This is a genomic window from Allobosea sp. 05L423 (assembly GCF_056397745.1).
Genome location: NZ_JBFTOA010000001.1, coordinates 552,151 through 564,505, shown reverse-complemented (window position 1 = coordinate 564,505; position 12,355 = coordinate 552,151). Strand labels below are relative to the sequence as shown.

At 66.4% G+C, this 12,355-nt stretch carries 16 protein-coding genes; 11 read left to right on the top strand and 5 right to left on the bottom strand.

The window, feature by feature from the left end:
* The first annotated feature begins 1 nt into the window (after position 1).
* From bet to AC1DNE_RS02775, 5 genes are read left to right on the top strand one after another with little or no spacing between them, the layout of a single operon-like run.
* Positions 2 to 979, top strand: a complete 978-nt coding sequence (gene bet, locus AC1DNE_RS02795; protein WP_476765486.1) for a phage recombination protein Bet — start codon at positions 2 to 4, stop codon at positions 977 to 979.
* Positions 979 to 1,482, top strand: coding sequence for a hypothetical protein (locus tag AC1DNE_RS02790; protein WP_476765487.1), 504 nt, complete (start codon positions 979 to 981; stop codon positions 1,480 to 1,482). The genes bet and AC1DNE_RS02790 overlap by 1 nt, the downstream gene beginning before the upstream one ends.
* Positions 1,479 to 1,817 carry an HNH endonuclease gene (locus AC1DNE_RS02785; protein ID WP_476765488.1) on the top strand — a complete coding sequence of 113 codons (339 nt, stop codon included), beginning with the start codon at positions 1,479 to 1,481 and terminating at the stop codon, positions 1,815 to 1,817. Before AC1DNE_RS02790 ends, AC1DNE_RS02785 begins: the two co-directional genes overlap by 4 nt.
* A complete protein-coding gene (locus AC1DNE_RS02780) occupies positions 1,814 to 1,963 on the top strand; it encodes a hypothetical protein (protein ID WP_476765489.1) in 150 nt (49 codons plus the stop codon). The genes AC1DNE_RS02785 and AC1DNE_RS02780 overlap by 4 nt, the downstream gene beginning before the upstream one ends.
* Before the next feature lie 50 nt (positions 1,964 to 2,013).
* Positions 2,014 to 2,190 carry a hypothetical protein gene (locus tag AC1DNE_RS02775; RefSeq protein ID WP_476765490.1) on the top strand — a complete coding sequence of 59 codons (177 nt, stop codon included), beginning with the start codon at positions 2,014 to 2,016 and terminating at the stop codon, positions 2,188 to 2,190.
* A 3-nt stretch (positions 2,191 to 2,193) separates the two neighbouring features.
* On the opposite strand, the gene AC1DNE_RS02770 is transcribed toward AC1DNE_RS02775, so the two are convergent.
* On the bottom strand, positions 2,194 to 2,472 hold the full coding sequence (locus tag AC1DNE_RS02770; protein ID WP_476765491.1) for a DUF1488 family protein: 279 nt from the start codon (positions 2,470 to 2,472) through the stop codon (positions 2,194 to 2,196).
* A gap of 83 nt (positions 2,473 to 2,555) precedes the next feature.
* Here AC1DNE_RS02770 and AC1DNE_RS02765 point away from each other — a divergent pair, with 83 nt between their 5' ends.
* Positions 2,556 to 2,822 (top strand): hypothetical protein, encoded by a 267-nt coding sequence (locus AC1DNE_RS02765; protein ID WP_476765492.1) that lies wholly within the window; start codon positions 2,556 to 2,558, stop codon positions 2,820 to 2,822.
* A 20-nt stretch (positions 2,823 to 2,842) separates the two neighbouring features.
* Here the strand turns inward: AC1DNE_RS02765 and AC1DNE_RS02760 are convergent, their stop codons facing one another.
* Positions 2,843 to 3,121 (bottom strand): DUF1488 family protein, encoded by a 279-nt coding sequence (locus AC1DNE_RS02760; RefSeq protein ID WP_476765493.1) that lies wholly within the window; start codon positions 3,119 to 3,121, stop codon positions 2,843 to 2,845.
* Between the two features lie 350 nt (positions 3,122 to 3,471).
* Here AC1DNE_RS02760 and AC1DNE_RS02755 point away from each other — a divergent pair, with 350 nt between their 5' ends.
* The 3 genes from AC1DNE_RS02755 to AC1DNE_RS02745 all read left to right on the top strand — a co-directional run bounded on the left by AC1DNE_RS02755 (position 3,472) and on the right by AC1DNE_RS02745 (position 8,309).
* On the top strand, positions 3,472 to 3,738 hold the full coding sequence (locus AC1DNE_RS02755; RefSeq protein ID WP_476765494.1) for a hypothetical protein: 267 nt from the start codon (positions 3,472 to 3,474) through the stop codon (positions 3,736 to 3,738).
* Positions 3,704 to 4,756, top strand: a complete 1,053-nt coding sequence (locus AC1DNE_RS02750; protein WP_476804177.1) for a site-specific integrase — start codon at positions 3,704 to 3,706, stop codon at positions 4,754 to 4,756. The genes AC1DNE_RS02755 and AC1DNE_RS02750 overlap by 35 nt, the downstream gene beginning before the upstream one ends.
* Before the next feature lie 148 nt (positions 4,757 to 4,904).
* Complete coding sequence (locus tag AC1DNE_RS02745) at positions 4,905 to 8,309, top strand: hypothetical protein (RefSeq protein ID WP_476765496.1); 3,405 nt, start codon at positions 4,905 to 4,907, stop codon at positions 8,307 to 8,309.
* Positions 8,310 to 8,416: 107 nt separating this feature from the next.
* On the opposite strand, the gene AC1DNE_RS02740 is transcribed toward AC1DNE_RS02745, so the two are convergent.
* The 3 genes from AC1DNE_RS02740 to AC1DNE_RS02730 form a co-directional block, all read right to left on the bottom strand.
* Positions 8,417 to 8,761: a lipid-A-disaccharide synthase N-terminal domain-containing protein gene (locus AC1DNE_RS02740; RefSeq protein WP_441471609.1), complete on the bottom strand. Its 345-nt coding sequence runs from the start codon at positions 8,759 to 8,761 to the stop codon at positions 8,417 to 8,419.
* Positions 8,761 to 9,504 carry a glycosyltransferase family 2 protein gene (locus AC1DNE_RS02735; RefSeq protein ID WP_441471608.1) on the bottom strand — a complete coding sequence of 248 codons (744 nt, stop codon included), beginning with the start codon at positions 9,502 to 9,504 and terminating at the stop codon, positions 8,761 to 8,763. The genes AC1DNE_RS02740 and AC1DNE_RS02735 overlap by 1 nt, the downstream gene beginning before the upstream one ends.
* A gap of 181 nt (positions 9,505 to 9,685) precedes the next feature.
* Positions 9,686 to 11,377 (bottom strand): ArnT family glycosyltransferase, encoded by a 1,692-nt coding sequence (locus AC1DNE_RS02730; protein ID WP_441471607.1) that lies wholly within the window; start codon positions 11,375 to 11,377, stop codon positions 9,686 to 9,688.
* Between the two features lie 238 nt (positions 11,378 to 11,615).
* Between AC1DNE_RS02730 and AC1DNE_RS02725 the strand changes: the two genes are divergently transcribed.
* Positions 11,616 to 11,792 (top strand): DUF4118 domain-containing protein, encoded by a 177-nt coding sequence (locus AC1DNE_RS02725; protein WP_441471606.1) that lies wholly within the window; start codon positions 11,616 to 11,618, stop codon positions 11,790 to 11,792.
* A gap of 30 nt (positions 11,793 to 11,822) precedes the next feature.
* On the top strand, positions 11,823 to 12,260 hold the full coding sequence (locus AC1DNE_RS02720; RefSeq protein ID WP_441471605.1) for a hypothetical protein: 438 nt from the start codon (positions 11,823 to 11,825) through the stop codon (positions 12,258 to 12,260).
* Positions 12,261 to 12,355 lie beyond the last annotated feature (95 nt).

Here is a 12,355-nt window from a genome sequence, read left to right as displayed (position 1 = left end):
GATGAACGCTGTCGTTTCCCTGCGCCCGGCCGATTTCAGCAACGCGCAGCTCGCACTGATCCGCAAGACAGTAGCCGCGGATACCAACCAGGACGAATTCGATCTGTTCGTCCATACCGCCCGGCATCTCCGGCTCGACCCGCTGCGCCGGCAGATCTATGCGTTCGTGTTCTCCAAGACTGACGCCGAGAAGCGACGCATGTCGATCATCGTCGCGATCGACGGCTTCCGCGCGATCGCAGACCGCACCGGCGCCTACCGCCCGGATGAGGACGAGCCGACTTACGAAATCGATCCCGCCGCGATCAACCCCGACACCAATCCGATCGGGTTGGTGAAGGCGACGGTACGCGTCTGGAAGCACTCGCATGGCGCGTGGCACAAGGTCACGGCCTCCGCCTACTGGGACGAGTATGCGCCGATCAAGCGGAGTGCCGACGACTACGAGTGGGTCGACACGGGCGAGACTTGGCCGGACAGCGGCAAGCCGAAGAAGAAGAAGGTGCCGATCGGAGACGTTCGCGCCAAGCTAGATACCACTGGCAACTGGGGGAAGATGCCCCGGCTCATGTTGGCCAAGGTCGCGGAGGCTCTGGCGCTCCGTAAGGCATGGCCGGATGACTTCAGCAACGTCTATGCCGCCGAGGAGGTCGACCGCAGTCGCGCGGCCGAGATAACCGCTTGGGAAGCGGCCGAGGCCGGCTCCGCGGAGAAGCGCCTGGCGGCTATCGGCCAGGGGCAATCGATCATGTTTCAGTTCGAGCCTGAGGGACAGCTTGAGCCGGTTCCGGTGGGCCAGGTTGCCGATCGCGTCGCAGCCTTCATCGACCGCAACCGCGAGGAAGTCTCGGCAATCGGCCTCTTCGAGAGCCGCAACCGTCACTCGCTCCGGGAATTCTGGGCGCGATCGCCAGGGGATGCTCTGGAGGTCAAGAAGATGATGGAAGGCGCCATGCGCGGCGCCGAGCAGGTGGCGTGATGAACGCCGTCATCCCCTTCCGTTGGAACGGCGATATGATGGTGCCGCTCCCTGGCTTCGCGAAGCGCTGTGACGCCGAATACGTCTATGGCGAAGTCTACAACCTCGAAGCCATCGAGCAGCGTTCGGCGAAGTCGCACGCCCACTTCTTCGCCTCCGTCAACGAGGCTTGGCAGAACCTGCCGGAGAACCTCGTCGAGCAGTTCCCGACGAGCGAGCATCTTCGCAAGTGGTGCCTGATCCGCGCGGGCTATCACCAGCACCGGGACATCGTCGCTTCCAGCAAGGCCGAAGCCCAGCGCCTCGCCGCCTTCGTCAAGCCGATGGATACCTACGCCGTCGTCACCGTCCGCGACAGCGTCGTCACCGTCTACACGGCCGAGAGCCAGTCGATGAAAGCGATGGGCAAGCAGCGCTTCCAGGAGAGCAAGGATGCTGTCCTGAGCCTCTTGGCCGCGATGATCGGGACCGACCCGGTCGAGCTCGGGAGGGCCGCAGCGTGATCCGGCGCCACATCGGAACAAAGGAGCGCACTCGCATTTGGGAGCGGTTCAACAAGACCTGCCAGATGTGCTTCCGCCCGACCGACATCAAAGGCGTCGAATTCGATCACCACATCCCGTTGGCGATCAGCGGGGATGACACGGAAGAGAACCTGCGCCCGCTCTGCAAGCCCTGCCATCGCCTGAAGACCTCGGGCGACGCCACGGACATCGCGCGAGCCCGCCGCCGCGAGGCCAACTATCGCGGCCTCAAGGCGCCGTCGCGCCGTCCCCTGCCCGGCTCCAGAGCCTCCGGCTGGAAACAGAAGCTCTCAGGCCAATGGGTGAGACGATGAGCGAATACGATCACATTGCCGCGGCGCTCATCGTGCTGATCGGAATCGGCTGGCTGATCTGGCGGGCTCTCGATTGCCGCATCTACGGCGCCGACCCGCAAGCGAAGCCGCACGGAGACTGGCCGCACGAATGGAGGCGCAAGTGACGCGGGCTCAGACAGCTCGGTTCCCGCCCCATGGCGCATGGCCGGCTCTCATGCGTGCGGATCTCGCCGCTGCGTTCTTCGACTGTCCCGACACCAAGGACTTCTCCGTCTTCATCTGGCGCATTGGCCACGAAGGACGTCACCTCAGGTGGCTGCGCAAGGGTGACAAGCCCGGCCACCAGTCCCGCATGCTCGCCTATGAGGCGAATGGAGGGGCGAATGGCTGACCCTCACCCCATATTAGCCCGCAAGATCTGTATGATCGTGCCGCCCCTATGCACTCCGATCCTGAGCAGGCGCGTAGCGGCGGCGGCGATCCGGCCGCGATATTGGAAAAACCGATCCAGGCACTCGTTGTCGGATTCGATCGGCTTGGGACCTAGTTCGTTCAGGGTCGCGCGTCCGATCTGGCAGGTCGCCCGCTCGTTACCGTTGACCATGCAGAACCGGATGCTCTTCCCCCCGTGCTCGAAATCGGGCGCGGTTCGTTCGTCGAAAATGAAAGACATAGCTCTTTGCCCCATGAATTTGAGGGCGAGGAAAGAGGCGGTGGTAAGCGCTGCTGGCAGATCGCCGACGCGGAACGCTCGCAATGTTCAATGCCGCGGCAACGGCCTGGTTCCAAAGCGCAACGGGATTGTTGGGGAGCGCAGCCATGGCTGATCGCTTTACCGCCCGCCAGAAGCAGCAGGCCCTAGCCCGCGAGCTCGGCCTCCGCCGCCGCGTCTATGCGACCCGCGTCGCTGCCGGCTCCATGAACGAAGCCGAAGCCGCGTTTCAGATCGGCATCTTCGAAGAGATGGAGGCAGAATTCCGCCAGCGTGCGGAGGCCGAGGACCAAGCAGGGAGGCTACTGTGATGGATGCCCGCTGCCGCCTCTCAGGCAAGGTTCGCGAGCATGATCTGCACGATCGAATTGCCGTCAGAAGCGCCTGCTGCGAGCAGACGCCCGGCGGCCGTCGCGATCACAGCGCAGTGAAGGTAGAACTGGGCGAGACATTGCCTGTCGTTTTCGAGCCGCTCAGGACCGAGTTCGCGCAGCGTGGAAAAGCCTATCTGGCAGGGCGCTCGTTTGGATCCATCCACCATCCAGAATCTGACGCTCTGACGCCAGTTCGCGAGATCAGGTGCGGTTCTCTCATCGAAAACGAAAGCCATGGACAGCCTCATCAACTCGAATGTGGGGATCTTTCTCGAAAGGCGCGCCGGGGCAGGAATCTCTCGGGCCGGCGTCCCAAGTCCAACAGCGCCAGTTTGGGCGAATTGGAGCCCAGGACGCTATTGTCGAAGGCTGACCCAATCGTGACAGGCAAGCAATTTATTGGCCCCGCTCACGAAGACTTGTCCGGGCGCGGGATTGGCACATTCCCCTATATCTATCGGTGGGATCGCTGCGGCCGGAAGGGCCAGCGTTGCCGCGTCTTTGCCCGCGGCACGATGAATTCCGTGGGCCTCGAGTTCGAAGACGGCTTCCGCATGGTCTCCTCCGGCAACGTGCTGAGGAGGGCATGACGATGGCGCGCGCGACGCTCCAGCCCGTCTTCGTCGATCGCAAGGCTGCGGCGGAGATGCTGATGATCAGTGTCGACACGTTCGACACTTGGCTGCGCGCCGGCTTCATCCCCGGCCCGCAGATCGACCGCGGTCAGATTATCCGCTGGCACTGGCCGACCTTGGAGCAGCACCTTGCCGGCGAGACGCACGCGAAGCACCATGACCCTTTCATGGAGGGCTTGAAGAATGTCCAGAAGGGCCGTCGTCATGCCGCTGCCTAAAGGCGTCACTCGCGTCATCGGGCGTAACGGCGTCGTCTACTGGTATCACCAGGATCGGCGCGGGAAGGAGAATGCTGGACCGCGCACGCGGCTCCCGGAGTTCGGCACGCCTGATTTCTGGGCGGCAATCGCCAAGATCACAGGCGAGTCGAAGCAGCCTTCCGGCGATACGATCAAGGCGCTGATCGACGACTACAAGCTGCAGCCGGAATGGCAGAAGCACCGGCCCAACACCGTCTCAGCCTATGAGCGGGCTCTCGCGGTGATTGATGCTGCTTGGGGGCCGCACGATCCCGCCGCCCTGACCGTCGCACATATCATCGCCATGCGGACGCAGTTCAGCGATAGGCCGGCGATGGGCAATCTCGTGCTGTCGCAGATCCGCGCGCTGATGAAGCTCGCTGTCCAGACGGGCAAGCGGAAGGACAATCCTGCCCGCGAAGTCGACGGGTTCGAGGAGGAGCCTGACGAAGCCAAGCCGCTGACCGTGGAGGCGTGGCAGGCACTCACGTCCGACGATGCCCCAGAATTTCTGCGCCGCTACGCTGTGCTAGCCCGCGCCATCGGACAGCGGATATCGGATGTGCTGCCGCTTCGGCCCGCCAACCGGGACGAGGACGGGATCATGCTGACGATCACCAAACTGCGAGACAAGCCGCACTGGTGCCCGCTGCGGCCAGAAGAGGCCGCGACGATCGATGGCTGGCCGGTGTTCAAGGCAGCGCTCTATGTGGCGCGCAAGAATGGCCGGGCGTTCTCGCCGCACAGCTTCCGCGACGAGTGGAACGCTTATGCCGCGACGGAAGCCGGCTCGGCGCTACGCGGCTTCACCCCGCACGACCTGCGCGCGACCAAGGTTTGCGACGAGCGGATCAGGGGCCGGACGCACCAGCAGATCGCGGCAATCGTCGGCATGTCGGTCGAGATGGTGATGAAATACAGCCGCCATATCGACCAGCGTTTGGCCGCGCGCGGAACGCCTGCAGAACAGCCGAATGCAAAAAACGCTACCGAGTGAAAAACATTTCCGCCAAAAACCCCGCAAATATTGAGGTTTTGAAGATGGCCCCGTTAAGACGGCATTATGGTTGACGCGCTAGCGTGCCCGAGGGCCGCCGCGTCTGCGTGATGCAAAGGCCATAGTCGCGTTGGGTCGAGTATTCCGTTTGCCTCTGTCGCGTTCCCTCGCCTTCGGTATCGGGCTGGCCGCTCTCGCGCTCGCCGCCGGCCTGAACGCGCCTGCATGGGCCGCCAGCGCCACGATGCGCGGCGAGGCCATGCAGGCCGGCTTCGGCCGCGTCTCGCTCGCCTTCGACGAACCGATCCAGACCCGCATCCGCGTCGCCAACGGCGTGCTGATCGTCGCCTTTGGCAGCCCGGTCCGCGTCGATATCGCACGCATCGCCCGCGAATTGCCCAATTACGTCTCGGTTGCGCGCGTCGACCCCGATGGACGCGGCATGCGCTTCGCGCTGACCCAATCGTACAAGGCGAACCTGATCGAGGCCGGCGACAAGGCCTTCATCGATCTCCTGCCGCAGAACTGGGCGGGCGTGATGCCCGGCCCGCCGCCGGAAGCCATCGCGGAATTGACCGAACGGCTGCGCGTCGCCGAAGCGAAGGCCCGCGAAGCCGCCCGCCAGCAGGCCGCTCCGCCTGCGGTGCTGACGATGCGCTCGGCCAGCCTGCCGACGCTGGAGCGCCTGATCTTCAAGGCCCCCGCCGAGACGAAGCTCTCCAGCGACCTCTCGGACGGCATGCTCAAGCTCGTCTTCAACAAGCCGATGAACGTCGAGGCGGCCGAAATCCGCAACGCACTCCCGGCCGACGTCGCGCTGTCCGGGCTCGACGCCGGCAAGGATGCGCTCACCCTGACGCTGGCCCTGCCAAAGGACTGGCAGGCCCGCAGCTTCAACGACGAAACAGGGCTGGTCGTTGACCTGTTGCGGCCTGCCAAGATCGACGCGCTCTCGCTGCCCGGTACCGACAAGCCGCAGCCGCCGGCCACGCCGACGCCCGCACCGGCCGCCGCAGAGCCGACCAAACCTGCCGCCCCTCAGCCGGCCGTGCAGCCGGCCACGCCCGCGCAGCCTGCCGCTGTAGCGCCAGCCCAGGAACCGCCGCCCGGCCCGGTCGCTATCTCCGCTGCCGAGACGCGCCTCGATTTCCGCTTTCCGCGCCAGACCGGCGCCGCCGCCTTCCTCGATGCGGGCGTGATGACGCTGGTCTTCGACACGCGCGACACCATCGACCCCGCCCGCCTCGCCGGCCTGCTGCCGAAGCTCATCGCGGAGAGTTCGGTGACGCGCGAGGGCCGCGTGACGCTCGTCCGCTTGCGCCTGGCCGGTCAGCCGCTCGCCCGTTTCTTCGATGATGGCAATGGCTGGTCGCTCGATCTCGGCGAGGATGCGGGCAAGCCTGCCGCCGTGATCAAGCCACAGCGCAGCATGGATGAGCGCGGTCAGACCATCCTTGCCGTTCCACTCGCCGGGCTCACCGGCATCCACTGGCTGGAAGTGGGGCCCGCAGGCCTGCCGATCGCGGTCGCCACGGCAACCGGGCCGGTGCTTGTCACGCCCAAGCCGTATCAGTTCGTCGAATTCGGCTTGCTCCAGACCGCGCAAGGTCTCGCTGTCCAGCCGCGCTCGGACGATATCGCGGTGCGCGCCGGCACCGAGCAGGTGCGCATCGGCCGCACCGGCGGCCTCACTGTTTCGCTAGATGTTGCCGAGCCGAACAAGCAGCAGGCCGAGGCACAGGCCGAGAAGAGCGCCCCCCCGCCGCTGCTCGACGGCGATGCCTGGGCGAAACTCAGGCTCGGCAACCTGCGCGACCGCGCCCGGACGCTGATGCTCGACGTGACCGACGCCTCGCGCGGCCGCAAATCGGATGCGCGCCTGGCGCTCGCCCGCTTCTACGCCGCCAACGGCCTGATGCCGGAAGCCGCCGGCCCCCTCCGCGCGATGATGGCGGACGACCCGGCCATGCGCGGCAACCGGGAAGCTCTCTTCCTGCGGGGCGTCATCGCAACCCAAATGCACCGCGATCAGGATGCGGTCGCCGCCTTCAACGCCGAGGCCATCAAGGACGACATCGAGACAGGCCTCTGGCGCGCTCTGGTCGAACAGCGTTTGAACCGGAACGCTCAGGCGATGGTCGGCTTCCGCCGAGCCGAAGCGGTGCTCGACCGTTACCCCGTCGATCTTCAGGGCGAGTTCCGGGAGGCGATGGCGCGCGCCGCGTTCGCCACGCAGGACATGGGCGTAGCCGAGCGGCAGGTGCAGGCGCTCACGGACATGCCGCGCGGCAGCTTCGACCAGGAGCACCTCGCCCTGCTGCAGGCACGGCTCGACGACGCCAGCGGCCGCCCCGAGGCGGCAATGAACGGCTACAAGGCGCTGTTCGAGGCGAAGAGCCGGCCCGTCGCCGCCGAGGCGCAGCTGCGCGCCGTCAAGCTCGCCGACGCCGAGAAACGGACGGACCTCAAGCCGGAAGAGGCCATTGCCCGCCTGGAGACCGTCTCAGTGATCTGGCGCGGTGGGCGGCTCGAGATTGAGGCGCTTGCCGAGCTCGGCCGGCTCTATGCCGACCAGCAGCGCTGGCGCGACGCCTTCCTGATTGCGCGCCGGGCCAATGAGAACTTCCCCGACGATCCGCTGACCCGCCGGATGCATGATGAAACGGCTCAGCGCTTCGCCGAGCTCTTCACCGGCTCAGGCCTTGGTACCCTGCCGCGCATCGAGGCGCTGGCGCTGTTCTACGACTTCAAGGAATTCCTGCCGATCGGCCGGCGCGGCGACGAGATCACCCGCCTCCTCGCCGACCGGTTGGTCGAACTCGACCTGCTGGATCAAAGCGCCGAGATCCTGCGCTACCAGATGGATCGCCGCCTGACCGGCGCGGCCCGCTCCACGGTCGCCGCCCGCCTCGCCATGATCGACCTGATGAATGGCAAGCCGGCCGAGGCGGTCCGCGCGATCAACGCGACCCGGCTCGTCGAATTGCCCGCCGACGTCAAGCGTGCCCGGCTGCTGCTGGAGGCCAAGGCGCTCTCCGATCTCTCACGGACCGACCAGGCGCTGGAGATGCTGGAGGGCGAGCGCGGCGCCGAGGTCGACCGGTTGCGCGCCGACATCTACTGGACCGGGCGGCGCTGGCGCGAGGCCGGCGAGGCCTATGAGCGTATCCTCGACGAGAGCTGGCGCGGTGACGCGCCCCTGACCGATGCCGAGCGAGCCGACGTGATGCGCGCCGGCGTCTCCTATGTGATGGCGAACGAAGCCCTGTCGCTGGACCGTCTGCGCAGCAAGTTCGCGACGAAAATGGCGCGCAGCGCCGATGCCCGCACCTTCGCCTTCGTCACCGGCGCCAACCGTTCCCGCGCGGCCGATATCCGGGAGATGGCACGCGCGACCGCGAATGCCGACAGCGTCTCGGAATTCCTGAAGGCCTATCGCGAGCGCTATCCCGGCCTGTCGACCTCCATGCGCAAGCCGCAGCAGCCAACAGACCCCCTGCCCTCGCCGGCGCAAGGCGCGACCGCCGAACCGTCAACGCCACAGCGCAGCTGAGCGTCGGTCATGCTCGGGCCTGACCCGAGCATCTTGTGAGGAACGAGGCTCCTGCGCTTTGTCCTGCCGGCGTTTCTCGGGTCAAGCCCGAGAATGACGCCCTTTGCCTAGCCCGGCCCGGAATTCGTATCCTCGCCGCGCGCCTTGGCGCGCAGCACGAATTGCAGGTTGCGGATGTAGACGAAGACGCCGAAGCCCTGCCCGAGGATGAAGACCGGGTCGCGCCGGTAGAGCGCGTACATCAGCAGCAGCGCACCGCCGCCGATCGAGAACCACCAGAAGGTCATCGGCACGACGGAACGACCGGCCTTCTCGCTCGCCAGCCACTGCACGACGAAGCGCATGGTGAAGAGCCCCTGCGCCACGACGCCGAGCAGCACCCACCAGTCGATGTTGTTGACGAAGACGTCGTGGAAGTAGTTGCCGATAGTTTGTTGCAGGTCGATCAGCATCACATCGTCTCCGAGACGATCTGGGGCACGCGCTTGCGCCGCCGGATCAGCCACCAGACGCCGGCCAGGTCGAGGATACCGACCCAGAGCCGGTCGAAGAAACCGTAGTTCGAGACGCCGGTCAGACGCGGCCGGTCGCGCACGTCGACATGCAGCACCTTGTAGCCCTCGCGCGCCATCAGTGCCGGCATGAAGCGGTGCAGCGCGTCGAAATAGGGCAGCGCCAGATAGGCCTCGCGCCGGAAGCACTTCAGCCCGCAGCCGGTGTCGCGTGTATCGTCCTTCAGCACCCGCCCGCGCACGCCGTTGGCGACCTTCGACTGCCAGCGCTTGAAGCCGGTGTCCTTGCGGCCGACCCGCTGGCCCTGCACGAGCCCGGCATGGAGGCCGCCCTTCTGCAGGGTCTCCACCATTTCCGGCAGGAACACGGGGTCGTTCTGGCCGTCGCCGTCGAGCGTCGCGACGATGGCGGAACGCGCATGGCGCACGCCGCTGCGCACCGCCGCACTCTGCCCGCAGGATTGGCCATGGGTCACGACCCGCAGCCAAGGCCGCGTCGCCGCCAGCTCCGCGAGTTTTTCGGCCGTGCCGTCGGTCGAGCCGTCATTGACGTAGACCACCTCGAATGGGCCGATCATCGCGCAGGCCTTCTCGATATCGGCGACGAGCGGCGCGATGTTGCCGGCCTCATTGCGCACGGGCACGACGACGCTGAGCAGGGGATGGGAGGAGGTTTCGGTCAAAACGGCATCTTCCGGCAAAATGGCCCGCAAACTGCGTCAGCGCAGCCCATAGAGCATTGCGCAAAAAAGTGGGAACCGGTTTTTCGCTTAAAGCAATGCTCCAAGCGACAGGAAACGATCACGCTTTTTTCCCATTTTGACAGTTCCGTCAAAATGCGACGCGACCGGGGGCAAGCATTTATCAACCCGGCTCCCTGACGAAGACGGCGATTTCGAGGAGGCGGCCGCCATTGAGGTTGAAGCCGCGGATCGTCGTGAACAGGCGCGGCTTGACCGGCTGGTTCGCGAGCGCGGCCTGGAACTCGTCGGCGAAGCGCTTTTCGACGAAGGCGACGCGGCATCCGGGCAGGCTGAGGAAATCGGCCGCCTGCTGGCCGCTCGCGGCCATGCCGAGATTCGTGCCGGTCAGGAAGACCAGGCTCGGCTCGCGATAGCCCAGCGTCTGCACGGCAGGGTCTGGACAGGCCGCCCGCGCCGCCTCGGCGAGCCGCGGCGAAAGCTTCAACGAGCGCAGGCTCTCGATGGCGAAGGGGTAGACCGAGGCCGTCAGCAGCAAGCTCGCGAGCACGCAGCGCCAGAGCGCGCCTTCAAGGTCGAGACGCCGGAAGGCGGCAATGACGCCGGCAGCAGCGAGGAGCACCAGCGCGAAGCCGGGCAGAGCCAGCCAGGGCAGGGTCTGGTCGAGCTTCCAATTGCCGAAGAGGATCACGCCCATGAGCGCAAGCGGGACGATCAGCACGAGGCAGGCGGTTGCCACCGCGCCGCGCCGATAACGATCGATGCCGCCGTTGATCATCGCCAGCAGCAGAAGCGCGGTGATCGCGGGATAGAGCGGCAGCACGTAGTGCGGCAGCTTGGTCGGCACCGCCTCGAAGACGAGCCAGCTCGGCACGATCCAGGCGATGAGGAACAGGATCTGCGGCTCCTTGCGCCTGATCCAGGCGAAGGGCACCGCCATCGCGGCGAAGGCCGCCGCCGGCCAGTAGGTCGCGAAGAAGACCAGGAGGTAGAACCCAGGCGGCCCCCAATGCTTCTCCTGCCCCTCCGCGACCTTGCCCAGCATGTCCTGCCCGACGCTCTCAGCGAAGAAGCTGCCGCCGGTCTTGAGCATGATCGCGACGAACCAGGGCAGCGCCACGATGAGGCAAAGCAGCAGCCCCGGCCCGAAGCGCAAGGGCTTCAGCCAGCGGAAGGAACGCTGGCTCGCGCTCAGCACCAGGATGGCGAGGCCCCAGACCATCGGCACGATCGGCCCTTTGATCAGGAGCCCGATCGCGGTCGCGCCCCAGAACACCAGCCAATTGCGCCGGTCCGGCACGAAAGCGAGCGAGCGCGTCCAGTCGAACCAGGCCCGTGCCAGCGCGCCCATGCTGGCAACCGCGCAGGCTGCGAGCACGGCATCCGTCTTGGCGATACGGGCTTCGACGCCGAGCAGCACCGCAGCCGCCATCAGCGAGGCGCCGAGCAGCGCATAGCGCCGCGCCAGGAAGGCCAGCAGCGCCCAGTAGGTCAGCAGCACCGTCGCGATAGCACCGAGCAGCGAGGGGATGCGGTAGAGCCAGATCTGCGTGCGCGCCTGCGGCACGCCGAGCGCCTCGCCCGCCTTCACCGCCGCGCTCTGCAGCCAGTAGATGCCGACCGGCTTCTTGTGCCGGGCTTCATCCTGGAAGCGGATGTCGACGAAATCGCCGGTCTCAAGCATCTGCTTGCTGGCCTGGGCGAAGCGCGGCTCGTCGCGGTCGAGCGGCTGGAGCGTGCTGAAGCCGGGCAGAAAAGCGGCGAGCGACAGAAGAACCAGAAAGGCGCAAACGCGCGCATGGCTGGCCGCCAGGACACTCGTCAGCCGATCGATCGCTGGCGTGAGCGAAAACATCATCCATCCTCGCGACCGCCGGGCCGCGCCTGTGCTGAAAGCCGGTCGCGCTGGAACGCCGCACGCTTGCCGGGCCTTTCGGGCACGATCAAGGCGAAGCCGCGCGCGGTTTACGCTGCGGGGCGCGAGCGGGCAAGCGCGAGGACGACGCATGATCGCCGCCCGGCCCGTGAAATTGTGGCGGGTATCCCCGCGGAACGCTATCGAAGCATATGGCTGCCGCGCGCTCGGCGCGCTGATGACGACGCTGTTCTATCCGCCGCTCTTCAGTGCGCTGGTCTTCGAGCCGCCGCAGATCGTCGACCTGATCACCTCACTCGTCGTCGCCCTCGCCGTGGGGCAGCTCGCCGGCAAGCTCAGGCGGCAGATGGTTCAGGCGACGGAAGGCGAGCGGACCATACGGCGCATCTACTAAGTCAGCAGCGCGCTCGCAGCTGCAACCGGTGTGGACTCGGTCTACCGCATTGTGGCCGAGCAATTGTCGCAGGCACTCGGCCGTCCGGCGGCGCTGTTCGCCATGGCGGGGCCGGGGCAGCTGGCGACGGTCCATTCGCCCTTTTCCCGCGATGTCACGGAAGCCCTCGCCGGCCGCGCCCGGCCGATCTTGCTGGACTCGGCCGCTCCGTTCGCGGCGGCGACCTTCACGTTGCCGCAACGAGGGCACTGGCTTCTCTGTCGGCTCACCGGGACTGATGACGCCCGCGCGATCGTCGCGATCGAGGTCGATACCGCCGACGACGCGGCCCATGCCGCAGGGCTGGAGCGCGTCGGGCTCGTGCTCGCCGAGGGAAATCGCTCGCTGGAACGGCTGGGGCTGTCGCAGATCCTGGAGGAGCGGCGGCGAGGGCGCGCAACAGCGCGAACTGCTTGGGCGAAAGTATAATCGCCGTGCCGCCTCAGCTGACGAGAGGGCGGGCGATGTCAAACCGTCTTATAAGCCCGAAAACGCCGACAATACTCGTCAATTCGCCATAGCCG

What these genes read in the sequence shown, in the direction of transcription:
- AC1DNE_RS02770 (WP_476765491.1), bottom strand. Translation starts at nt 2,472, where the DNA reads ATGTCTTTCATTTTCGACGAACGAACCGCGCCCGATTTCGAGCACGGG.
- AC1DNE_RS02725 (WP_441471606.1), top strand. Translation starts at nt 11,616, where the DNA reads ATGACGACGCTGTTCTATCCGCCGCTCTTCAGTGCGCTGGTCTTCGAG.
- AC1DNE_RS02730 (WP_441471607.1), bottom strand. Translation starts at nt 11,377, where the DNA reads ATGTTTTCGCTCACGCCAGCGATCGATCGGCTGACGAGTGTCCTGGCG.
- AC1DNE_RS02790 (WP_476765487.1), top strand. Translation starts at nt 979, where the DNA reads ATGAACGCCGTCATCCCCTTCCGTTGGAACGGCGATATGATGGTGCCG.
- AC1DNE_RS02760 (WP_476765493.1), bottom strand. Translation starts at nt 3,121, where the DNA reads ATGGCTTTCGTTTTCGATGAGAGAACCGCACCTGATCTCGCGAACTGG.
- bet (WP_476765486.1), top strand. Translation starts at nt 2, where the DNA reads ATGAACGCTGTCGTTTCCCTGCGCCCGGCCGATTTCAGCAACGCGCAG.
- AC1DNE_RS02755 (WP_476765494.1), top strand. Translation starts at nt 3,472, where the DNA reads ATGACGATGGCGCGCGCGACGCTCCAGCCCGTCTTCGTCGATCGCAAG.
- AC1DNE_RS02765 (WP_476765492.1), top strand. Translation starts at nt 2,556, where the DNA reads ATGTTCAATGCCGCGGCAACGGCCTGGTTCCAAAGCGCAACGGGATTG.
- AC1DNE_RS02780 (WP_476765489.1), top strand. Translation starts at nt 1,814, where the DNA reads ATGAGCGAATACGATCACATTGCCGCGGCGCTCATCGTGCTGATCGGA.
- AC1DNE_RS02750 (WP_476804177.1), top strand. Translation starts at nt 3,704, where the DNA reads ATGTCCAGAAGGGCCGTCGTCATGCCGCTGCCTAAAGGCGTCACTCGC.
- AC1DNE_RS02740 (WP_441471609.1), bottom strand. Translation starts at nt 8,761, where the DNA reads ATGCTGATCGACCTGCAACAAACTATCGGCAACTACTTCCACGACGTC.
- AC1DNE_RS02775 (WP_476765490.1), top strand. Translation starts at nt 2,014, where the DNA reads ATGCGTGCGGATCTCGCCGCTGCGTTCTTCGACTGTCCCGACACCAAG.